Source organism: Halopolyspora algeriensis (assembly GCF_003337235.1).
In the GTDB taxonomy this organism is placed as follows: Bacteria; Actinomycetota; Actinomycetes; order Mycobacteriales; family Pseudonocardiaceae; genus Haloactinomyces; species Haloactinomyces algeriensis.
This window is the reverse complement of sequence record NZ_QPJC01000024.1, coordinates 1-22,206: the sequence shown is the minus strand read 5'-3', so window position 1 is coordinate 22,206 and position 22,206 is coordinate 1. Positions and strand designations below refer to the sequence as shown.

General features: G+C 68.8%; 19 protein-coding genes. 14 read left to right on the top strand and 5 right to left on the bottom strand.

Annotation, left to right across the window (positions count from 1 at the left end; all coding sequences use genetic code 11):
- Nucleotides 1-107: 107 nt before the first annotated feature.
- The gene (locus DFQ14_RS21240; RefSeq protein WP_114455112.1) at nt 108-785 is read left to right on the top strand and encodes a uracil-DNA glycosylase; all 678 of its coding nucleotides are present in this window, start codon (nt 108-110) and stop codon (nt 783-785) included.
- Between the two features lie 111 nt (nt 786-896).
- On the opposite strand, the gene rpmB is transcribed toward DFQ14_RS21240, so the two are convergent.
- Complete coding sequence (rpmB, locus tag DFQ14_RS21235) at nt 897-1,088, bottom strand: 50S ribosomal protein L28 (RefSeq protein ID WP_114455111.1); 192 nt, start codon at nt 1,086-1,088, stop codon at nt 897-899.
- Between the two features lie 334 nt (nt 1,089-1,422).
- Between rpmB and DFQ14_RS21230 the strand changes: the two genes are divergently transcribed.
- The 11 genes from DFQ14_RS21230 to DFQ14_RS21180 all read left to right on the top strand — a co-directional run bounded on the left by DFQ14_RS21230 (nt 1,423) and on the right by DFQ14_RS21180 (nt 14,886).
- Nucleotides 1,423-3,036, top strand: a complete 1,614-nt coding sequence (locus DFQ14_RS21230; RefSeq protein WP_246195502.1) for a DAK2 domain-containing protein — start codon at nt 1,423-1,425, stop codon at nt 3,034-3,036.
- 129 nt (nt 3,037-3,165) lie between these two features.
- Complete coding sequence (recG, locus tag DFQ14_RS21225) at nt 3,166-5,415, top strand: ATP-dependent DNA helicase RecG (RefSeq protein ID WP_114455109.1); 2,250 nt, start codon at nt 3,166-3,168, stop codon at nt 5,413-5,415.
- A gap of 217 nt (nt 5,416-5,632) precedes the next feature.
- On the top strand, nt 5,633-9,010 hold the full coding sequence (locus DFQ14_RS21220) for a pyruvate carboxylase (protein ID WP_114455108.1): 3,378 nt from the start codon (nt 5,633-5,635) through the stop codon (nt 9,008-9,010).
- Nucleotides 9,011-9,301: 291 nt separating this feature from the next.
- On the top strand, nt 9,302-9,874 hold the full coding sequence (rsmD, locus tag DFQ14_RS21215; RefSeq protein ID WP_114455119.1) for a 16S rRNA (guanine(966)-N(2))-methyltransferase RsmD: 573 nt from the start codon (nt 9,302-9,304) through the stop codon (nt 9,872-9,874).
- A 68-nt stretch (nt 9,875-9,942) separates the two neighbouring features.
- On the top strand, nt 9,943-10,431 hold the full coding sequence (gene coaD / locus DFQ14_RS21210) for a pantetheine-phosphate adenylyltransferase (protein ID WP_114455107.1): 489 nt from the start codon (nt 9,943-9,945) through the stop codon (nt 10,429-10,431).
- A gap of 229 nt (nt 10,432-10,660) precedes the next feature.
- A complete protein-coding gene (locus tag DFQ14_RS21205) occupies nt 10,661-11,422 on the top strand; it encodes a DivIVA domain-containing protein (RefSeq protein WP_114455106.1) in 762 nt (253 codons plus the stop codon).
- A 224-nt stretch (nt 11,423-11,646) separates the two neighbouring features.
- The gene (locus tag DFQ14_RS21200; RefSeq protein ID WP_114455118.1) at nt 11,647-12,174 is read left to right on the top strand and encodes a YceD family protein; all 528 of its coding nucleotides are present in this window, start codon (nt 11,647-11,649) and stop codon (nt 12,172-12,174) included.
- A 2-nt stretch (nt 12,175-12,176) separates the two neighbouring features.
- Nucleotides 12,177-12,359 (top strand): 50S ribosomal protein L32, encoded by a 183-nt coding sequence (gene rpmF, locus DFQ14_RS21195; protein WP_114455105.1) that lies wholly within the window; start codon nt 12,177-12,179, stop codon nt 12,357-12,359.
- 12 nt (nt 12,360-12,371) lie between these two features.
- Nucleotides 12,372-13,130, top strand: coding sequence for a ribonuclease III (gene rnc, locus DFQ14_RS21190; protein WP_114455104.1), 759 nt, complete (start codon nt 12,372-12,374; stop codon nt 13,128-13,130).
- Between the two features lie 59 nt (nt 13,131-13,189).
- Nucleotides 13,190-14,104 (top strand): bifunctional DNA-formamidopyrimidine glycosylase/DNA-(apurinic or apyrimidinic site) lyase, encoded by a 915-nt coding sequence (mutM, locus tag DFQ14_RS21185; protein ID WP_114455103.1) that lies wholly within the window; start codon nt 13,190-13,192, stop codon nt 14,102-14,104.
- A gap of 47 nt (nt 14,105-14,151) precedes the next feature.
- Nucleotides 14,152-14,886 carry a nucleoside/nucleotide kinase family protein gene (locus DFQ14_RS21180; RefSeq protein WP_420810211.1) on the top strand — a complete coding sequence of 245 codons (735 nt, stop codon included), beginning with the start codon at nt 14,152-14,154 and terminating at the stop codon, nt 14,884-14,886.
- 18 nt (nt 14,887-14,904) lie between these two features.
- On the opposite strand, the gene DFQ14_RS21175 is transcribed toward DFQ14_RS21180, so the two are convergent.
- The gene (locus DFQ14_RS21175; RefSeq protein ID WP_114455102.1) at nt 14,905-15,096 is read right to left on the bottom strand and encodes a hypothetical protein; all 192 of its coding nucleotides are present in this window, start codon (nt 15,094-15,096) and stop codon (nt 14,905-14,907) included.
- Nucleotides 15,093-15,728, bottom strand: coding sequence for a hypothetical protein (locus tag DFQ14_RS21170; RefSeq protein WP_114455101.1), 636 nt, complete (start codon nt 15,726-15,728; stop codon nt 15,093-15,095). Before DFQ14_RS21170 ends, DFQ14_RS21175 begins: the two co-directional genes overlap by 4 nt.
- A 267-nt stretch (nt 15,729-15,995) precedes the next feature.
- Here DFQ14_RS21170 and DFQ14_RS21165 point away from each other — a divergent pair, with 267 nt between their 5' ends.
- Nucleotides 15,996-16,289: an acylphosphatase gene (locus tag DFQ14_RS21165; RefSeq protein WP_114455100.1), complete on the top strand. Its 294-nt coding sequence runs from the start codon at nt 15,996-15,998 to the stop codon at nt 16,287-16,289.
- A gap of 142 nt (nt 16,290-16,431) precedes the next feature.
- The gene (smc, locus tag DFQ14_RS21160; RefSeq protein WP_114455099.1) at nt 16,432-20,163 is read left to right on the top strand and encodes a chromosome segregation protein SMC; all 3,732 of its coding nucleotides are present in this window, start codon (nt 16,432-16,434) and stop codon (nt 20,161-20,163) included.
- Between the two features lie 31 nt (nt 20,164-20,194).
- Here the strand turns inward: smc and DFQ14_RS22495 are convergent, their stop codons facing one another.
- Both DFQ14_RS22495 and DFQ14_RS21150 read right to left on the bottom strand, forming a co-directional pair.
- Nucleotides 20,195-20,593 carry a zf-HC2 domain-containing protein gene (locus tag DFQ14_RS22495; protein WP_246195500.1) on the bottom strand — a complete coding sequence of 133 codons (399 nt, stop codon included), beginning with the start codon at nt 20,591-20,593 and terminating at the stop codon, nt 20,195-20,197.
- Between the two features lie 244 nt (nt 20,594-20,837).
- The coding region (locus DFQ14_RS21150; protein ID WP_114455098.1) for a sodium:solute symporter at nt 20,838-22,206 on the bottom strand (1,369 nt) is incomplete at its 5' end.

The window sequence follows — 22,206 nt, the reverse complement described above, 5'->3', positions numbered from 1 at the left end:
CGTGTGTGGCACCCATCATGCTTTCGTCGGAGTCTTTCGGAGGGATTGCGGAAATTGCCGCGGGGTGCTCGTGAAGTCGAGCGCCGTCCTCGCTAGGGTTTCCGGGCGTGACCGCACGTCCCTTGAACGAGATCATGGAGTCCGGCTGGGCCGAGGCGCTGGCCCCGGTCGCGGATCGGGTCGCCGAGATGGGCGACTTCCTGCGTGCCGAGGTGGCAGCGGGGCGCCAGTACCTCCCGGCCGGGGAGAATGTGCTGCGTGCTTTCCAACAGCCCTTCCACGGGGTCCGCGCGCTGATCGTGGGTCAGGATCCCTATCCGACGCCCGGCCACCCGATCGGTCTGAGTTTCGCCGTCGCTCCGGATGTCCGGCCTCTCCCGCGGAGCCTGACCAACATCTTTCGGGAGTACTCCGAGGACCTCGGCCATCCGATGCCGTCCAACGGTGATCTGGCCCCGTGGACCGAGCGTGGAGTGCTGTTGCTCAACCGCGCCCTGACCGTGCAGCCCGGCAAGTCCGCCTCGCACCGGGGCAAGGGGTGGGAAGAGGTCACCGACCAGGCCATCCGGGCGTTGGCCGAGCGTTCCGAACCGATGGTGGCGATCCTGTGGGGGCGTGACGCGCGCAGCCTGCGGCCGTTGATGCCCGGCGTTCCGTGCGTCGAGTCCCCGCACCCGAGCCCGATGTCGGCGGACCGGGGCTTCTTCGGATCGCGGCCGTTCAGCCGGGCGAACGAGTTCCTGCGGGAGCAGGGGGCCGAGCCCATCGACTGGCGACTGCCGTAGGAGAGTGCGCGGGTCGGCTCGGACAGCGGTGCGGGTGGCAGAACCTCCGGCCCCGGCGCAGCAAAAACCCCGGGACGGTGACTCCGCCCCGGGGTGTGTCGCGTGGCGAGGTCAGCCTCGCACGACCTTGCCTGCCTTCAGACAGGATGTGCACACATTCATGCGCTTGCGCTGCGAAAGGCCGACCTTCGCGTGCACGGTCTGGATGTTCGGGTTCCACCGGCGCTTCGTGCGCCGGTGCGAGTGTGAGACCGACATGCCGAAGCCCGGTCCCTTGTTGCAGACGTCGCAAACGGCAGCCACGTCAGACACCCCTAACTCTGCGTCGATGTCCTCCCTTCGCCTGCGGCGAAGGAATTCTCGCTGCGGTGACAGCGATGAAAGGCCACGCGAGCGACCCCACACTCGCGTGCGGTCTCGCCACCCAGGGGTGACTGCGCGTGCTGTACACCGCCGTTCCGGCGGCACCGTCCCGGCGATCCGGTGCACGGCATCCAGGAACTCGTACAGTCTAACCCACCTGTTGCGGGGTTCCGAAGACGCCTCGTTCGCGCGGCACTGCCCGGTCACCGGCGTCGGTGCGGATACCCTCGTGCCCGCCGTGCGAGCGGACCATCATGGTCGAGGAGGGGCAAGGGTGTTGCAGGCGCTGGATGGAACGGCGGCTCGGCGGTGGGCCGAGCTCTCGGTGGCGGCGCTGGCCGAGGATCGGGACGCCATCGACCGCATCAACGTCTACCCGGTGGCCGACAACGACACCGGCACGAACCTCCTGCAGACCATGCGCTCGGCCGTGGCCGCCATCGAGTCCGCACCGGAAACGCTGGAGGATGTTCTCGGAGGGCTCGCCCGGGGCGCTGTCACCGGTGCGCGGGGGAACTCGGGGATGCTGCTGTCGCAGGTGCTGCGGGGTATTGCCGAGGATTCCCGGGGAGTCTCGACCATGGACGGGCACTCGGTGTGCGCGGCTCTGGAACGGGCGGAGTCACGAGCCCTGCGGGCTGTGGCCGAGCCTCGGGAGGGCACGCTGTTGTCGGTGCTGCGCTCGGCCGTGTGTGCGGCGGAGGAGGCCGGGTCGGACCTTGCCGCCGTGGTGCGCGCCGCGACGGAGGCGGCGGTGCGGGCCCTGGACGAGACCACGCGGCAGCTTCCCGCCCTGAAGGATGCGGGAGTGGTCGACGCGGGAGGTCGTGGCCTCGTGGTGCTGCTCGATGTGCTGCACGCGGTGGTCCACGACGGCCGGCGACTGGCTGCCGACCAGTGGCTGGGTCCGCCTGCCCATCCCGACGCCGCACCGGTGATGCCGCAGGGGCACGGGTCCGCCTATTCGTACGAGGTCATGTACCTGCTCTCGGGCGCCGCCGAGGAGGGGACAACACGGTTGCGCAGGACGCTGACACGCCTGGGGGACTGCGTGTCGGTCGTCGGTGACGGCGACGACTCCCGGGCGGTGCACGTGCACTGCGACGATATCGGCGCTGCCATCGAGGCGGGCATCGAGATCGGGCGGGTGCACGGAATTCGGGTGACGCGTTTCGCGGACCGGGCACCCGCCTCCGCGCCGGCCCCGGCACCGGTGGATCCCCCGGCGGGTTCGGCCGTGCTCGCCTGCACACGCAGCGAGGAGCTCGCAGCACTGTTTCGCTCCGAAGGTGCCCGCGTGTTCACGATCGATCCGCACCGCGCCCCCGGAGCCGGTGACATCGCGGCGGCGATCACCGCTACGGAGGCGGCTCACGTGCTGGTGCTGCCCAACGACGAGATGGTGACGCCGATCGCCGAGGAGGCTGCCGGCCGGGTGACGGGGGAGGGGCGCGAGGTCGTGGTCGTCCCGAGCGCTTCTCCGGTGCAGGGATTGGCCGCGTTGGCGGTGCACGATCCGGAACGCAGGCCCGCGGAGGACACCGTCGCTCTGGCGGAAGCGGCGGCGGCGACCCGGCGGGGGGAACTGCTCGTCACGGTACGGCAGGCACTGACGTGGGTGGGGTACTGCCAGCCGGGTGACGTTCTCGGGCTGGCCGACGGGGAGGTCGTACTGATCGGCGACGATCTCGCCGCGGCAGCGTGCGACCTGGTGGACCGGATGCTCACGGCGGGCGGCGAGCTGGTGACGGCTCTGGTGGACGATCACGCGCCGGAGGCACTTTCCGACGAGCTCGCCCGGTATCTGCACCGCACGCATCCGGAGGTCGAGCTCAACTGCTACCGCGCGGGCAATCTCGCCGCCGTGCTGCTGCTGGGAGTGGAATAGGTCGTCGGCCGGGCATGACGACCCGGTGGAAAGGGGCGAAAGGCTCGGTGATCCGGTTGCGGCGCTTGCTGTCGGCGGTGTCCGATAGCGTGCGGTGGGAAAAGGAGGGGACCGAAAGCTGGTGAAGCGATGACGGCGGGGGACGCGAAACTCGACCGGGTGCTGGGAGCGAAGAGCGCCAAGGCGCTCGACTCGGCACTCGGCCTGTCCACAGTGGGAGATCTGCTGCGTCACTACCCGCGTCGCTATGCCGAACGCGGGGAACTGACCGCCATCGCCGGGTTGGAGATCGGGGAACACGCCACGGTGCTGGCCCAGGTGGAACGCGTGAGCAAGCGCAGTATGCGCGCGCGGCGCGGCACCATCGTCGAGGCGCGCATCACCGATGGGCACCGCTCGCTGATCTGCACTTTCTTCAACCAGGCTTGGCGGGAGCGGGAACTGCTGCCCGGCAGGCAAGGCATGTTCGCGGGCAAGGTGACCGCCTACCGCAACCGGCTGCAGCTCGCCCATCCCGAGTACCAGCTTTTCGACGTGCACGCCGAAACCGGAGCCGAGGGCGAGGAGGCGCATTCGGCTGCCGAGGAGTTCGCGGCCGCCCTGATCCCGGTCTATCCCGCCGCACAGGGGATGCCGTCGTGGTCCATCGCCCGCTGTGTCGCTCAGGCCCTGGACGTCTGGGACGGCACCGAGGACCCGTTGCCGGACGAGCTCCGTGAGCGCCTCGGGTTGATGGGGCTGTCCGAGGCACTGCACATGATTCACCGGCCGCACGATCCGTCCCAGGTGGAATCCGCACGCCGGCGGTTGAAGTGGGACGAGGCATTGGGCGTTCAGCTGGCACTGGCCCGGTTGCGCAGTGCCTCGCAGGATCGCCCGGCTGCGGCATCACCGAGCCGGTCCGACGGCATTCTGGCCTCCTTCGACGGGCGGTTGCCGTTCGAGCTCACCGCCGGGCAACGGGAGATCGGTGAGCGGATCGCCGCGGACCTGGCCACCGAACACCCGATGAACCGGCTCGTGCAGGGCGAGGTGGGAAGCGGCAAGACCGTGGTCGCGTTGCGGGCCATGCTGCAGGTCGTCGACTCCGGCCGCCAGGCCGCGATGCTCGCTCCGACCGAGGTGTTGGCCGCTCAGCACGCGCGTTCCCTGGAGGGAATGCTGGCCGATCTCGCTCGGGCGGGTGAGATCGGCGGTGCCGAGCAGGCCACCCGTGTCACCCTGCTCACCGGTTCCCTGCCCGCGGCGCAGCGCAAGCAGGCGATGTTGGACGCCGCGTCCGGACGTGCGGGCATCGTGGTCGGCACCCACGCGCTCATCCAGGATCGGGTGTCGTTCGCCGACCTCGGACTCGTGGTGGTCGATGAGCAGCATCGCTTCGGGGTCGAACAGCGGGACGCGCTGCGGGCGCACGGCGGCGACGAGGCTTCGCCGCACGTGCTGGTCATGACGGCCACTCCCATCCCGCGCACGGTCGCCATGACCGTCTACGGCGATCTGGAGGTCTCGGCGCTGCGGGAGCTGCCGCACGGCCGTGCGCCGATCAGCACCAGTGTCGTACCGGTTGCCGAGAGGCCGAGCTGGCTCGACCGGGCATGGCAGCGCGTCCGCGAGGAGGTCGCAGCCGGTCACCAGGTCTACGTCGTGTGCCCGAGGGTCGGTGACGACGAGACCGCGGGCGGGGATCCGGGAGACGACGAAGCGGCCTCGTCGGTGGCGGACGAGACGGAGGAATCGTCGCCGGAGGGCGATACCCGGCAGCGCCGCCCGCCGTTGTCGGTGATCGACATCGCCGCACGGTTGCGTGCGGGGCCGTTGGCGGATCTGCGGCTGGGCGTGCTGCACGGCAGGCTTCCGGCCGAGGACAAGGATGCCGTGATGCGGGCTTTCTCGGCGGGTGAGCTCGATGTGCTGGTGGCGACCACGGTGGTGGAGGTCGGCGTCGATGTGCCGAACGCGACGGCCATGGTGATCATGGACGCGGATCGGTTCGGAGTCAGCCAGCTGCACCAGCTGCGCGGCCGTGTCGGCCGGGGCAGTGCCCCGGGGCTGTGTCTGCTGGTCAGTGAGGCGGTGGCGGGTACGGCGACGCGGGAGCGTCTCGATGCGGTCGCCGCGACCACCGACGGGTTCGAACTCGCCCGCATCGATCTCCAGCTGCGCAGGGAAGGCGACATCCTCGGGGCTACCCAGTCCGGCCGGAAGTCGGGTCTGAAGCTGCTGTCGCTGCTGCGTGACGAGGAACTGATCGCACAGGCGCGGGTGGAAGCCGAGCACTTCGTCGGCGACGATCCGCAGCTCCGGGAGCACCCCGGTCTGGCGCGTATGGTCGCCGAGCTGGTCGACGAGGAGCGCGCCGGGTATCTGGAGAAGAGCTAGTCTCCGAAGCCGCTTCACAGAATGCCGAGTAATTACACTGGGAGAAATTTTGAAAATTTTTTCTCCTGTGGCTCCTTGTTTTGCGTGTCGAGAGGCCAGGTCAGGGCGTTGCTTGCATGGTGAGTGAGTCCCACCACGCGATAGGTACTGCCGAAAGGGAGAATTTTCGGGGTATCGTTCACAAATCGTCCGACACCTGTGCCAGGAGGTAGCCGGCATGTTCCGCAAGGTCCTCGTCGCCAATCGCGGCGAGATCGCGATCCGAGCCTTCCGCGCCGGATACGAGCTTCAGGCGGGCACGGTGGCCGTGTTCCCGTACGAAGACCGCAACTCGTTGCACCGACTGAAGGCCGACGAGTCCTACGAGATCGGTGAACCCGGCCACCCGGTCCGCGCGTACCTGTCCGTCGAGGAAATCATCAAGGCAGCGCGGAAGGCGGGCGCCGACGCCGTCTACCCCGGCTACGGTTTCCTGTCGGAGAACCCCGATCTGGCCAGGGCGTGCCACGAGGCGGGGATCACGTTCGTCGGCCCGAGCCACGAGATTCTGGAACTCACCGGCAACAAGGCCCGTGCGGTCCGGGCGGCCCGCGAGGCCGGGGTACCGGTCCTGGAATCCTCGGACCCCTCCGCCGATATCGACGAGCTGATGAGCGTGGCCGAGAACATGCGGTTCCCGGTGTTCGTCAAGGCCGTCTCCGGTGGTGGCGGACGCGGGATGCGCCGCGTCAACGAACTCGCATCGCTGCGCGAGGCGCTGGAAGCGGCGATGCGCGAGGCGGAGTCGGCTTTCGGGGATCCGACGGTGATCCTCGAACAAGCGGTGGTCAACCCCCGCCATATCGAGGTGCAGATCCTCGCCGACGGATCGGGCAACGTGGTCCACCTCTACGAGCGCGACTGCTCGGTGCAGCGCCGCCACCAAAAGGTCATCGAGATCGCTCCGGCACCCAACCTCGACCCCGACCTGCGCGAGCGGATCTGTGCCGACGCCGTGGCCTTCGCCGAGCACATCGGCTACGTCAACGCCGGTACCGTGGAGTTCCTCGTCGACGAGCACGGCCGCCACGTGTTCATCGAGATGAATCCGCGCATCCAGGTCGAGCACACCGTGACGGAGGAGGTCACCGACGCCGACCTCGTACAGTCCCAGTTCCGCATCGCGGGTGGGGAGACCCTCGCCGACCTCGGCATGACCCAGGACACGGTCGGGTTGCGCGGGTACGCCCTGCAGTGCCGGATCACCACCGAGGACCCGACCAACGAGTTCCGCCCGGACACGGGCATGATCAGCGCCTACCGCTCGCCCGGCGGCGCGGGCGTCCGGCTGGACGGCGGCACCGCCTTCGCCGGAACCAGTGTCAGCGCGCACTTCGATTCCATGCTGGTCAAACTGTCCTGCCGGGGCAGGGACTTCCGCACCGCCGTGGCTCGCGCACGTCGTGCGGTCGCGGAGTTCCGGATTCGCGGGGTGGCCACCAACATCCCGTTCCTGCAAGCCGTTCTGGACGATCCGGATTTCGCCGCGGGCAGGATCACCACCTCGTTCATCGAGCAGCGCCCCCACCTGCTGACCGCGCGGCACTCCGCCGACCGGGGATCCCGGCTGCTGAGCTACCTGGCCGACGTGACGGTCAACCGCCCCAACGGCGAGCGCCCGACCGCCCCGGAACCCGCCGAGAAGCTCCCCGAGGTGGACCTGTCGGCGGAGCCGCCCGCGGGCTCGAAGCAGAAGCTCACCGAACTGGGCCCCGAGGGCTTCGCTCGCTGGCTGCGGGAGTCCGATGCGGTGGGAGTCACCGACACGACCTTCCGCGACGCGCACCAGTCCCTGCTGGCCACCCGAGTGCGGACCAAGGATCTCGCGGCGGTCGCTCCGCACGTCGCCCGGATGACACCGGAGCTGCTGTCGCTGGAGTGCTGGGGTGGTGCGACCTATGACGTGTCCCTGCGCTTCCTGGCCGAGGACCCGTGGGAGCGGCTGGCCGCGCTGCGTGAGGCGGCGCCGAACATCTGCCTGCAGATGCTGCTGCGTGGGCGCAACACCGTCGGCTACACGCCCTACCCCACCGAAGTGACCGAGCACTTCGTGCAGGAGGCCACCGACACCGGGATCGACATCTTCCGCATCTTCGACGCGCTCAACGATGTCGAACAGATGCGCCCGGCGATCCGGGCGGTGCGGGACACCGGGCGGTCGGTTGCCGAGGTCGCGCTGTGCTACACCGCCGACCTGTCCGATCCCTCGGAAAAGCTCTACACGCTGGACTACTACCTCCGACTGGCCGAGAAGATCGTCGAATCCGGTGCGCACGTGCTGGCCATCAAGGACATGGCGGGACTGCTGCGCGCACCGGCAGCGGCCACGCTGGTCTCGGCTCTGCGCCGGGAATTCGACCTTCCGGTGCACCTGCACACCCATGACACGCCGGGCGGTCAGCTCGCGACGTATCTGGCGGCCATCCAGGCCGGGGTGGACGCCGTCGACGGTGCCTCCGCATCGTTGGCCGGAACGACCTCGCAGCCCGCGCTCTCGTCGGTGGTGGCGGCCACCGACCACACCGACAGGGCCACGGGACTCGACCTGGGCGCTGTCTGCGACCTGGAGCCCTACTGGGAATCGGTCCGCAAGATCTACAAGCCGTTCGAGGCCGGGCTGGCCTCGCCGACCGGCCGTGTCTACCACCACGAGATCCCGGGCGGCCAACTGTCCAACCTGCGCACCCAGGCCGTCGCGCTGGGCCTCGGGGACAAGTTCGAAGAGATCGAGGCGATGTATGCCGCGGCCGATCGCATGCTCGGCAGGCTGGTGAAGGTCACCCCGTCGTCGAAGGTGGTGGGCGACCTCGCCCTGCATCTGGTCGGTGCCGGTGTGGATCCGGACAAGTTCGAGGCCGAACCCGACAAGTTCGACGTGCCGGAGTCGGTGATCGGATTCCTCAAGGGTGAACTCGGTGACCCGCCCGGCGGGTGGCCGGAACCGTTCCGGAGTCGTGCGCTGCAGGGGCGCACTCAGGCGAGTCCGGTGGCCGAACTGTCCGACGAGGACCACCAGGGCCTGGCCGGCGATCGGCGTCACACCCTCAACCGGCTCCTGTTCGCCAAGCCCACCAAGGAGTTCACCGAGCATCGCCACGCCTACGGTGACACGTCGCTGCTGAGCAGCAAGGACTTCTTCTACGGGCTGCGCCCGGGGGAGGAGTACTCGGTGGATCTCGAACCCGGTGTGCGGCTGCTCATCGGGCTGGAGGCGATCAGCGAGGCCGACGAGCGCGGCATGCGCACCGTCATGGCGATCCTCAACGGCCAGATGCGTCCCATTCAGGTCAGGGACCGCTCGGTCGCCTCGAACATGCCGGTTGCGGAGAAGGCCGATCGCTCCAACCCGGGCCACGTGCCTGCGCCGTTCTCCGGGGTCGTGACGTTGACGGCCGCCGAGGGCGACACGGTGGAGACCGGTCAGACCGTGGCCACGATCGAGGCGATGAAGATGGAGGCCGCGATCACCGCGCAGCAGGGCGGCACGATCAAGCGGCTCGCGATCGGCTCGGTGCAGCAGGTCGAGGGTGGCGACCTCATTCTCGAAGTGGGGTGATCCCCGACATCCCCGACGCGGGTGGCCGGGATCACGGGCCGCCGCCGACCTCCCCGGTCGGGGGCGGCCCGCTACCCGTCCCGAAACGGGTTCTCGAGGACGAGGTCCCGGAATCGGCGCCCGTGCCGGCGGCGGGATGCGGCCACCTTGGCGCGCTTGATGCCCTCTTCGTCCAACCGCACGGTGATTTTTCTGTGTGGCAGCAGCACAGCACATGACGTGGAGCACGTCGTTTTCACGCGGTCGTGGCCCGGGCGGCCGTCCGGAACCCGGCTGCGCGAAGATGGCCGGGTGATGCGGATCGTGGCCGGTAGCTTGGGTGGACGGCGAATCGAGGTGCCATCGCGCGGCACCAGACCGACTCGGGAGCGGGTCCGGGAGTCCCTGTTCAGCGCCCTCGAATCGGCGCTGGATTTGTCCGGCCTGCGCGTTCTCGACCTCTACGCGGGGTCCGGCGCTCTCGGCATCGAGGCGCTCTCCCGTGGGGCGGCACAGGCCACCTTCGTGGAATCCGACCGACACGCGGCACGGCTGCTGCGCCGTAACCTCGAGAAACTCGAACTTCGAGGTATGCACATCGAGCAGAAGCCGGTGGCGACCGCGTTGGCCGCGCGCCCGCGGCACCCGTATGACCTCGTGCTCATCGACCCGCCGTACGCCGTCGATTCCGCGAGTCTGAACGAGGAGTACGGCCTGCTGGTCGCCAACGGCTGGACGGGTCCGGAGAGCCTGGTGATCGTGGAGCGCCCGGTGCAGAGCGACGAGCCCCGGTGGCCGGAATCTCTGGTGGCTTCGCGCAGCAAGCACTACGGCGACACGGTGGTGTACTGGGCCGTGCACACCGCTGTCGCGGGCGGCGCGTGAAGCGCGTACCGGTGAGCCACACCACCTCGCCCTGAGTGATCGGATCCGCCGGTGCTAAGTTCCCGCTCATGAGGCGTGCCGTCTGCCCAGGCTCTTACGACCCGGTCACCAATGGTCATCTGGACATCATCGAGCGAGCCGCGGGCTTGTTCGACGAAGTCGTCATCGCGGTGTTGATCAACAAGAGCAAGAACACCCTGTTCGACGTCGACGAGCGGATCGAGATGCTGCGCGAGGTCACCACGCAGTGGCCGAACGTGCGTATCGACTCCTGGCACGGGCTGTTGGTGGACTACTGCAAGGCGCACGGGATCGGTGCGATCGTCAAGGGACTCCGAGCGGTCAGCGACTTCGACTACGAGCTGCAGATGGCGCAGATGAACCAGCGTCTGTCGGGAGTGGAGACGCTGTTCATGTCGACCAACCCGGAGTACAGCTTCCTGGCCAGTTCCCTGGTCAAGGAGGTCGCCACCTACGGCGGAGACGTGTCGAACCTGCTGCCGCCCAAGATCGAGCATCGCCTGCTGGAGCGCCTCGCGGAGCGGGAGGAGAAGTAGGGCCGCCGTCCTCGGAAGCGGAAACGGTGCATGGTCCCGCCTTGTGCTCGGACACGCGGGTGACGACGATATTCCGCGCAGTGCTTGTCGGTACGGGCAGACTGGAGCGCAACGTCCCGGCAACGGGGTGATCAACGCCGGTGCGGTGTGTTCTGAGACGCTTGTGCCTCGGAGAGGCTGACCCGGGAGGTTCACCCCTCAGGGTGCAGACAATGGCAGGGAGATCGACGTGTACCGGGTGTTCGAGGCGCTCGACGAGCTCGTGACGATCGTCGAGGAAGCGCGAAGCGTGCCCATGACCTCGGGGTGTGTGGTGCCTCGCGGTGATGTCCTGGAGCTGCTCGACGACGTGCGGGATGCCATTCCTTCGGAGCTCGACGACGCCCAGGACGTGCTCGACCACCGTGACGAGCTCGTGTCCAAGGCCCAGACGGAGGCGGACAAGAATCTCACGGACGCGCGTTCCGAGGCGGACAAGACGGCCTCGGAGGCCAGGGCCGAGGCCGAGCAGCTCCTCGCGGACGCGCGGGAGCGTGCCGAACGGATCGTCTCCGAGGCCCAGGCGGAGGCCGAGCAGACCATCACCAACGGCCGCCGGGAGTACGAGGACTACGTCAGCCGTGCCCAATCGGAAGCCGACCGCATGGTGCAGGCCGGGCGTGCCGCCTATGAGCAGTCGGTGTACGAGGGGCAGTCGGAGCAGTCCCGGCTCGTCGCCGAGACCGAGGTCGTGCAGGAGGCGCACGCGGAGTCCAAGCGGATCATCGACCAGGCGCACTCCGACGGCGAGCGTCTGCGCAGCGAGTGCGATGCCTACGTCGACTCCCGACTGGCCGATTTCGAGGAGCTGCTCGGGCGCACGTTGCGGACGGTGGGCAAGGGCAGGCAGCAGTTGCGCAGTCCGATGGGCGCGCCGTTCGATTACGAGGACTGGCAGTCGGCCGGCAACGGTTCCTCCGGTCACGATGCCGCGGGACGTGCGGCGGGGTGATTTCCTTCCCTCCGGCCGTGTCACGTAGCCTGGAACGGCTGGCCTGGGGTGACCCGTGCCGGAATGGTCCCCGGCACCGAGTCCGGAGATGATTTCGGTACGGGTGCCCGGGGTCGGCTGTGCCCACACTGTCCCGGTTGCCGATCGGGACAGAACGCGCCTACCCGAAACCTGTGATGTCTCAGAACCACGATGGTGTGCGTGCCACTCGGACCGGACCCTGGGTGATCGATACCCGGGACTTCGGCCGCCAAGCGGGTGCCAGCCGCAGCTACACGCGCCGCCCGCCGGCTTCGGCCGGTTTCGGACTCGACATGGTTCGGGTTCCGGAGGGCGAGCCGATCGAACTCGATCTGCTGCTGGAAGCCGTGGTGGAGGGTGTGCTGGTGTCCGGTACCGCCCGGGCACCGCTGACCGGCGAGTGCGCACGGTGCCTGGATCCGATTTCCGACGAGGTCGAGGTCGAGTTCCGGGAACTGTTCGCCTACCCGGAGAGTGCCACCGACACCAGCACCGATGAAGACGAGGTCAGCCGGGTCACCGACGACCTGATCGACCTCGAGCCGCTGGTGCGGGATACGGTGCTGACATCGCTGTCGCCCGCACCGCTGTGCTCGCCGGACTGCCGGGGATTGTGTTCCGGGTGCGGCGTCAAGTGGGCCGAGCTCGACCCCGAGCATCATCATGAGACGATTGACCCTCGCTGGGCCGCATTGCGTGAGCGGTTCGGCGGCACCGAGGAGGAGAACTAGTCGTGGCTGTCCCGAAGCACAAGATGTCGCGGTCCAACACTCGTCACCGTCGCTCGCAGTGGAAGGCTTCGGTGCCGACGCTGGTGAAGTGCTCGAACCGTGCCTGCCGTGAGTCGAAGCCACCGCACGTGGCCTGCCCTTCGTGTGGGCAGTACGGCGGCCGGCAGGTCGCCGAGCCCGCCTGATAGGCGACCACCGTGGGGGAAAAGCAGTCCAAGGGCCACGCTGTGGACCGAACCGCCCTGATCGAAGCTCTCGGCGTCGACTTCGACGCCGAGCTGCTCACCCTCGCTCTTACGCATCGCTCGTATGCCTACGAGAACGGTGGGTTGGAGCCGAACGAGCGGTTGGAGTTCCTGGGCGATGCCGTGCTCGGACTCGTGATCACGGATTACCTGTATCGCGAGCATCCGGACCTGCCCGAGGGGCAGCTGGCGAAGCTGCGGGCAAGCGTGGTGAACATGCACGCGCTGGCCGGTGTCGCGCGGGATCTCGGCGAGGGTGGACTGGGCGAGTACCTGCTGCTCGGACGTGGTGAGGAACTGACCGGTGGACGGGACAAGGCGAGCATCCTCGCCGATGGCCTGGAAGCCGTGCTGGGCGCGGTGTACCTGCAGCACGGGATCGATGTGGCTCACTCGGTGATTCACCGGCTGTTCCGGCCACTGCTGACCGAGGTGCCGCAGCGGGGCGCCGGCCTGGACTGGAAGACGAGTCTGCAGGAACTGACGGCGGCTGCCGAACTGGGTGTTCCGGAATACCGTGTGGAGGAGCAGGGGCCGGATCACCGCAAGGAATTCAGCGCCTTCGTCGTGGTGGGCGGCGACACCCTGGGGCAGGGTTCGGGCCGGACGAAGAAGGACGCGGAGCAGAAGGCCGCCGAGACGGCCTGGAACAGGCTTTCCGAGCAGGTCAAGCAGGCCGCCGGAAGCTCGGATGAGGCGCCTTCGTCCTGACGTCGGACGTGGTGCCCCCGTGCGGGGTCCCTCCGGCGTGTGATCGAGGATTGTCACTCGTGCCCGAATTACCCGAAGTCGAGGTCATCCGTCGCGGTGTCGCTGCGTATGCCGTGGAACGAACCGTGGTGGAGACGGAAGTGCTGCATCCGCGTGCGGTACGCAAGCACGGCGCCGGCGCCGGTGACTTTTCGACCCGGTTGGCGGGTCGTCATCTGACGGCGGCCCGGCGCCGTGGCAAGTACCTCTGGCTGGAACTCGGTGATGCGGCGCAAGCCGCCGCGAGCGCTGTGGCCGCTTCCCCGCAGGCAGGCGGTGAGGCGCTGCTGACGCATCTGGGCATGAGCGGCCAGTTGCGGGTGCAGCCCGCGCATGTTCCGGACGAGAAGCATCTCCGCGTGCGCCTGCGCTTCGATGACGGTGGTGACGAGCTGCGTTTCGTCGATCAGCGCACGTTCGGCGGGCTGAGCCTGACCGCGCTCGTCGATGTGGGCGGGCGTGCGGTCCCCGAGCCGATCGCCCACATCGCACCGGATCCGCTGGAGCCCGCCTTCGACCGGGAGGCGGTCGTCGAGGCGATGCGAGCGCGGCGCACCGGTGTCAAACGTGCGCTGCTCGATCAGAGCCTGATCTCGGGAATCGGCAACATCTACGCCGACGAAGCGCTGTGGAGAGCGAAGCTGCACTGGGCTCGCCCCACGGCGACCCTGACGCGACCGGAGGCGCGCGGGCTGCTCGATGCGGTTGCCGATGTCCTGGGGGATGCCCTGCAGGCGGGCGGGACCTCGTTCGACGCGCTGTACGTCAACGTCAACGGCGAGTCGGGCTACTTCGGCCGCTCCCTGGCGGTGTACGGGCAGAGCGGCCGGGAGTGTTCCGCCTGTGGCGCCACGGTACGTCGGGACACGTTCATGAACCGCTCCTCCTACACCTGCCCCGGATGCCAGCCGGTCCCGCGCAACGCGCACTGGTGAGTGAACGCCGACTTTCGCCTCCGTCGAAGGGACGAGAATGGGTGTTCATGCATATCCTGGGGCTGCGAAAGGGCGTGTCGTGGATGAGTGCTGCCGAATCTCCGGCGGCCGGCGGTACCCCGGCGCGAGCGGATGCGGGAGTGGAACCGGTGCACCACGATGGTGATCTCGCCGATCTGGTCGAGCGGGCGCGCGCGTTGGTGGGGGTGGGACGGCGACGCCTGCTCGGGATCACCGGTGCGCCAGGCTCCGGCAAGGGAACGCTTGCCGGGAAGCTGCAGGAGGAGATCGGCGATTCGGCCGTACTGGTGCCGATGGACGGGTTTCACCTCGCGGAGGCGCAACTGCACCGGCTCGGCAAGAAGGACCGCAAGGGCGCGCCGGACACCTTCGACGCGGCGGGTTACCTCGCGCTGCTGCGACGCCTTCGTGACCTCTCCGATGAGGTGGTCTACGCGCCGGAGTTCCACCGTGAGGTCGAGGAATCGTTCGCGGGGGCGATCGCCGTGCCGCCGGAGGTACCGCTGGTGATCACCGAAGGCAACTATCTGCTGCTCGACAGTGGCCCGTGGTCGCAGGTGCGAGATCTGCTGGACGAGGTGTGGTTCCTGGCGCCCGACGAGGACAGCCGCCTCGACCGGCTCATCGCTCGCCACGTCCGCTACGGCAAGTCTCCCGAACAGGCGCGGGAGTGGGTGCGGCGCAGCGACGAGCCCAATGCCGCGCTCGTGTCGGCCACCCGGGCGCGCGCCGACGTTCTCGTCCACGGTGACCCGGCATAACCACGTCGCGGTCGAGGTTCAACGCTGCTCGATCTCGGTGCGGACCTCGTCGGGAATGCGGCCGGTGTGGTCGATCGGAGTCCACGGCTCACTGCGGACCCACTGCGAACCGCATCCTCGGCAGGCCAGCAGCGGCAGGCCGTCGAGCTCCGCGGGCGTGCGATGCCAGGAGCACAGCGATCGGCAGGCGTGCACCGCGAGGTCGCTCATTGGGCAGAGGTGACCTTGGTTTTTTTGGTCTCCTCCGACGAAGTGCCACTGTCGGGTGGTTCGGAGGTGCCCGTGTCGGTGGGTTCCGGGTCGCCGGTGGGTTCCGGTTCGCTGGTCGGCTCGGGGTCGCCGGTGGGCTCCGGCTCGCTGGTGGGGTCGGGATCGCCGGGGAAATCCGGATCATCGGGAAGGCCGGGGTCTCCAGGAGGAGTGGGATCACCAGAGGGATCGGGTTCTCCGGGCGGCTTTTGCCCAGGCTGTTGTCCACCTGGCGGTCGTGGCTTGCCCGGGGCGGGTGTGGGAGACGTCCGCCCGTCATGATCTGCTTTCCGCGTGCCGCCGTCGGTGAAGCCGCGGGTGGTCGAGGAGAACCAAGTTATTGCCCGGTCCCGTTCCGAGGCCGAGGGCACCGGCACGAACCGCCCGGTCGACGCGGGGGCCGAACTCGTACCACTGCGAGAGACCACGTGAGGATCGACCATGATGTCCGGGGTGGCGGTGTTGCGCTGGGCGGCCGGGAGGGCCATCGCGGCGACCGTGGCGAAACCGGTGGCGACCACCATGCCCGCTCCGGCAAGGACGATCAGGCGCTTCGGTCGGGCATCGGGGTCTTCGTACTGCATCGCATCCATCGGCGTCCCACTCTGCGAGCCTGCTTCCGGCGAGATCCGAGACTTCGCCACGGGCACCCGCGGCGAACAGCGCGGTGCTCGCGACAGTTTTTCGATACTGCGGGGTATTGCTTCTGCGACACGGTAGCCATCGGATGGCGCCATGCGTGAGCGGGGGCACTCGTTCGCAGCGCAACGTGCTTGTGCGGACCCGGAGTGTGGCGCTCCCTCCCCTGCCGGAGGGAGGGATTTGAGCAGGGCCGATGACCGATCCGGTCATCCGGCATCATGTCGGGTGTGACGGATACGGAATCGATTCGACTGACCGCCTGGGTGCACGGCCGTGTGCAGGGAGTGGGATTCCGCTGGTGGACGCGTGCCCGGGCGCTCGAACTGGGGTTGGTCGGCAGCGCCACCAACCTGCCCGCAGGCAGGGTCGAGGTCGTCGCCGAAGGCTCCGCTGCCGCGTGTGAACAGCTGCTCGATACCCTGCGCTCGGATGCGGCACCGGGTGAGGTGGAGCATGTCGCGGAGCAGTGGTCGCCACCGAAAGGCGGCCTGTCCGGGTTCGTGGAGCGGTGAGCAGCCGCGAACGCCCGGCCACCCGGGTGGCTGGGCGAGGACGCGCGCAGAGCCACCGGTAGGCTTTGCCGGACGGTGAACTCACCGTGTGCGGTCATCACCGTGCGCAATCCTCGCCTCGCGGGAAGGTCCTCGAGAAGCCGTGCACTTGAAGAGCCTCACGCTCAAGGGATTCAAGTCCTTCGTCTCGGCCACCACCCTGCGCTTCGAGCCCGGCATCACCTGTGTGGTCGGGCCGAACGGCTCGGGCAAGTCCAACGTGCTCGATGCGCTGACCTGGGTGATGGGTGAGCAGGGCGCCAAGGCGCTGCGGGGCGGCAAGATGGAGGACGTCATCTTCGCGGGCACCTCCGGGCGTGCACCGCTGGGACGCGCCGAAGTCACGCTGACCATCGACAATGCCGACGGCGCGCTGCCGATCGACTACACCGAGGTCTCCATCACCCGGCGGATGTTCCGGGACGGCGCCAGCGAGTACGAACTCAACGGCAATTCGTGCCGGCTGCGGGACGTGCAGGAACTGCTGTCCGACTCCGGCATCGGCCGCGAGATGCACGTCATCGTGGGCCAGGGTCAGCTCGCCGGCATTCTGCAGGCCAAACCGGAGGAGCACCGCAAGCTCATCGAGGAGGCCGCCGGTGTCCTCAAGCATCGCAAGCGCAAGGAAAAGGCACTGCGCAAGCTCGACGCGATGCAGGCGAACCTGACCCGTCTGACCGACCTGACCAGTGAACTCCGCAGGCAGCTCAAACCGCTCGGCAAGCAGGCCGAGATCGCGCGGAAGGCGCAGTCGGTGCAGGCCGAACTCCGGGACGCCCGGTTGCGCCTGATCGCCGATGACCTGGTGACAGCTCGTGCCGAACTCGCCCGGGAGGAGGCCGACCAGGAGGCCGCGCGCGCCAGGCGCACCGAGGTCGAGCGTGCTCTGCAGTACGCCCAGTCGGAGGAGAAGACGCTCCAGGAGCAGGTCTCCGCCGACGCCCCGCGGCTGGCCCGGGCCCAGGACACCTGGTATCGGCTCTCGGCTCTCGAGGAGCGTCTGAACGGCACGCTGCGCCTGGCCGCCGAGCGGCACAAGCATCTGACGGCCCACGACGAGGAGCAGCGCGGCGGCCGCGATCCCGAGGAGCTGGAACGCGAGGCCGAGGAGGTGGCCGAGCGCGAGGCCACGTTCCAGGAGGAGGTGCAGCATGCGCAGGACACCTTGTCCGAGGTGGTGCAGCGCCGTTCCCAGCTGGAGTCGGCTCTGCAGGAGGCGGAGCGCGAGCACATGGCAGCGGTCCGGGCCGTCGCCGACCGCAGGGAGGGCGTGGCTCGCCTGTCGGGACAGGTGGAGTCCACGCGCAGCAAGGTCAGCGCCACGGCGGACGAGATCGAGCGGCTGTCGGCATCGCTGACCGAGGCGAACGAGCGCGCGGAGGTCGCGCAGCGTGCCTACGACGAGGCCGAGGCCGACAGCGGGGGGCAGGACTCCGATGATGCCGGTCTCGAGGAGCGGCACACGAATGCGGTGCAGGCGCGGGACGCCGCACAGGCACGGGTGTCCGAACTCGCGCAGGCGGAGCGTGCCACCGAGCAGGAGATCGCATCCTGGAAGGCCAGGATCGAGGCGCTGTCGATGGGGCTGGAACGCAAGGACGGTGCCGGCGCGTTGATGGCTGCCGGGGAGCGCATCCCGGGACTGCTCGGGTCCGTGGCTTCGCTGCTCACCGTGCAGCCGGGTGCCGAGTCGGCACTGGCGGCAGCGCTCGGCACGGTGGCCGATGCGGTCGCCGTCAGCGGTGTCGGTGACGCCGTCTCCGCGCTGGAGATGCTCAAGGCCGACGATGCGGGCCGCTCCGGCATGCTGGTGGCGAATTCCGCGGTGATCGCCGATCGACAGCAGTGGCCGTCCCTGGGCGGGGAGGCCCGCTGGGCGGTCGACCTCGTGCACGCGCCGGAGGAGCTGGGGCCTGCTGTGGCCGGTGCCCTGGACCGGGTGGCCGTGGTCGACGGGCTGGAGACCGCGGCCGAACTGGTGCGGCGCCATCCGGAGGTGCGGGCCGTGACCGGCGAGGGTGACGTGCTCGGCGGGCATTGGGCCACAGGGGGGTCCGGCACCGCCGGCGAGGGCCGGAGTGTGCTCGAGGTTCAGGCGGCCGTGGACGAGGCCGAGCAGGAGCTCGCCGCCGCACAGCGGCGCCTGGAGCAGCACGTGGCTGCACTGGAAGGGGCACGTGCCGAAGAGCGGGACCGCCAGGAAGAAGTGCGTGCCGCCCAGGAGCAGATCAACGAGGCCAAGGTCGTGCGGGCGCGTAGTTCCGAACGTGTGGCCAGCCTCGAGAAGGCGGCCCGTTCGGCTGCGGGCGAGGTCGAGCGCTTGCAGCAGCAGCGCGACCAGGTGGAGCAGTCCCGCGCGGAAGCGCTGACCAAGCTCGCCGAGCTGGAGGAGCGCCTGGAAGTCGTCCAATCCGAACAGGAGGAGCAGGACGAGCCCGACACCACCGAGCGCGACCGGCTCGGCGGGGAGCTGTCGACGGTTCGCCAGGAGGAAATGGACGCCCGCCTCGGGGTGCGCACGGCCGAGGAGCGGGCACGGGCGGTCCAGGGCAAGGCCGACCAGTTGCGCCGCGCGGCACGCCACGAGCGCGAGGTGCGGGCACGCGCCGAGGCGGCGCGCAAGGCCAGGGAGCACGGGGCACGAGTGGCCGATGCCGTTGTCACCGGCTGCGAGACCGCGCTGGAACGCATCGCGGCTTCGCTGCGCGCGGCAACCGAGGAGCGCGACACCGTGCAGGCTCAGCAGACCGAGCACGAGCAGGCTCTCAACGTGGTGCGCAACCGGGTGCGGGAACTGTCGGGGGAGCTGGAAAAACTCACCGACGCGGTGCACCGGGACGAGGTCGTGCGTGCCGAGCAGCGGCTGCGCATCGAGCAGCTCGAGTCCAAGATCATCGAGGATTTCGGGGTCGGGCTCGACGACCTGCTCGACGAGTACGGGCCGACCGTACCGGTGCCGCCGAGCCCGGCGGAGATGGCCGAGTACGAGGCGGCCAAGGAGCGGGGCGAGCAGGTCAGCGCGCCCCCGTCGGTGCCCTACGACCGCGACACCCAGCAGCGGCGGGCCGAGCGCGCGGAAAAGGACCTCTCCGCGCTGGGCAAGGTGAACCCGCTCGCGCTGGAGGAGTACGCCGCGCTGGAGGAACGGTACAGATACCTGTCCGGCCAGCTCGAGGATCTGAAGGCGACCCGCCGGGACCTGCTGGATGTGGTCAAGGAAGTCGACGAGAAGATCCTGGAGGTCTTCTCCGCGGCCTACGAGGACGTGGCCGCGGAGTTCCGGAAGGTCTTCTCGGTGCTGTTCCCCGGTGGCGAGGGGCGGCTCGTGCTCACCGATCCCGACGACATGCTCACGACCGGGGTGGAGGTCGAGGCCCGCCCTCCGGGCAAGAAGGTCAAGCGGTTGTCGCTGCTGTCCGGTGGGGAGAAGTCGTTGACGGCGGTGGCGATGCTGGTGGCGATCTTCCGGGCGCGGCCGTCACCGTTCTACGTGCTCGACGAGGTCGAGGCCGCGCTGGACGACACCAACCTGCGACGGCTGATCGGCCTGCTCGACCAGCTTCGGCAGAACTCCCAGCTGATCATCATCACGCACCAGAAGCCCACGATGGAGATCGCCGACGCGCTGTACGGCGTGAGCATGCGCGGCGACGGCATCACCACGGTGATCTCGCAGCGTCTCGGCTCGTCATCCGAGGAGGATGCCGGTACGGAGGAGGCCGAGGAGCCGGTGGGTGCGGCATCGGGCCAGAAGGAGCTCCCCGGCCAGGGTGCGAGCGTCCCCGGAACGGAGGAGGACGAGTCCTCCGCCGAGCTGCCGGAAAGCGTGCAGTAGCCGATCCGCGCACTCCGTTCAGGGCAGCTTCTCAGGCAATGGTGGCCACGGCATATCCGAGGCCGAACGCCACGAGGGCGGCGACCAGGGCCGTGCCGAACACGACGGGCCACCCCGGTGGAGCGATCACCTCGACCGTCGGGGGAGGGCCGTCCGGATACGGCTGCTGCGGATCCATGTCGTCCGGTGGATCCCCGCCGGCGTCCTCGTCTTCCGGGAACTCGTCGGTGAGCGCCCCGTCCCCGGTATCCTGCGGGGCAACCCGTTGCGGGGCGGCGCGGCGCCATGGGACGGGCCGGGTCAGTTCGGCGCTGCACTCCTCGCACTCGGCGAGGTGCGCGCGCACCACGGACCATTCCGCGTCGTCGAGATGCCCGGAGAAGTAGGAGTCGAGCTTTCCGCGAACGTCCTCGTGATCCGTCGAGTCCATCGCGGGCCCATCTCCCGGTGTCGGCGCTGATCCCTGCTGTGTGTCTGTTTACCATGCGAAGCCACACGCTGCCGCGGTATGGCGACTCTCTCTCGACCCCGGCTCGGGAGGTGTCCGACGGCCGCCCCGCAGGGGCCGCCGACACCGCAGCACCATCGCACAGCCCGGGGCAGCGGTGCCGCCACACGGGTCAGGCCCGGGGCGGCTGCCCGCCCCGGGCCACACAGCGCTCGCGCACCCGGTGTCAGGCCATTTCGGTGCTTTCCTCGGCGGCTTCCTCGGGCTCGGGATCGGGATGCCGCAGTGACAGCAGCCCGCCCACGACGAGGGTGATCACCACCCCGATCGGGGTGTACCAGGGAAAGGCCAGCGGAGCCCGGCCGCCTTCACCGTCCGGGAAGGTCACGCCGAACACCAGGTAGAGCACGCTCGCCAGCGTGACGATGAACGCGATCACCGCGTCGCTCTGCCGGGCCCGCTTGACGAGCAGTCCGAGCAGGAACGCCCCGAGCAGGGCGCCGTAGGTGTAGCTGGCGATCCCCAGGCCGACCTCCACGACGGGATTCTCGGTGCTGCTGAACATCGAAGCGAACACGACGAAGACCAGTGCCCAGACCAGTGTCCAGATCCTGGCCCGGCGCAGCACGGTCGCGTCGTCGGGCTTGTGCCGGGTGATGCGCTGGTGCAGGTCGCTGACCGTCGAGGTCGACAGCGAGTTCAGCGAGGACGACAGGGTGCTCATCGCCGCGGCCAGAATTCCCGCGATCAGCAGGCCGGACAATCCCGGGGGGAGTTGGTTCACGATGAACCGGGGGAACAGCTCGTCGCTGCCTGCCATCCCCAGGGCGGAGGGGGCGGCGCCGTTGAAGAACGCCCACAGCATGGATCCGATGAACAGGAACAGGCTGAACTGCAGCAGGACGACGACGCCGCTGGTGATCAGAGCACGTTGGCTGTCCCGCAGATTCCGGCAGGCGAGCAGGCGCTGCACCATGAGTTGATCGGCGCCGTGCGAGGCCATCGCGAACACCGCGCCACCGAGGACCGCGGCGACGAACGAGTACTGGTTGGTCACGATCGAGGAGCCGAAGTCGAAGAGCTGGAACTTGCCCTGCTGCACGGCGTCGCCGAACCATCCGGAGGGAAGTTTGCCGAACAGGATGAGTCCGGCCACGACGGATCCGCCGACGTAGACGGCCATCTGGATCACATCGACCCACACCACGGCGCGGATACCGCCCAGGTAGGTGTAGACGACGGTCAGCAGGGACAGCACCAGCACGATCTGCCAGTACGAGACGGTGATGTCGAACGACTCCAGCATGACCTTCACCGGGATCGCGGTGGCGAACAGTCGCAGGCCGTCGGCGAGCAGTCGCGTCACCAGGAACGTCACCGAAGCGGTGCCCTGCATGCCGGAACCGAACCGCTGCCCGAGAAAGGCGTAGGCGCTGACCATGCTCCCGGTGTAGTACCGGGGCAGCAGGACGAACGCGACCACGATGCGCCCGATCAGGTAGCCGATCGCCAACTGCAGGTAGGTGAAGGCGCCCAGATAGGCCACCGTCGGTACGCTGATCACGGTCAGCGTGGAGGTCTCGGTGGCGACCACC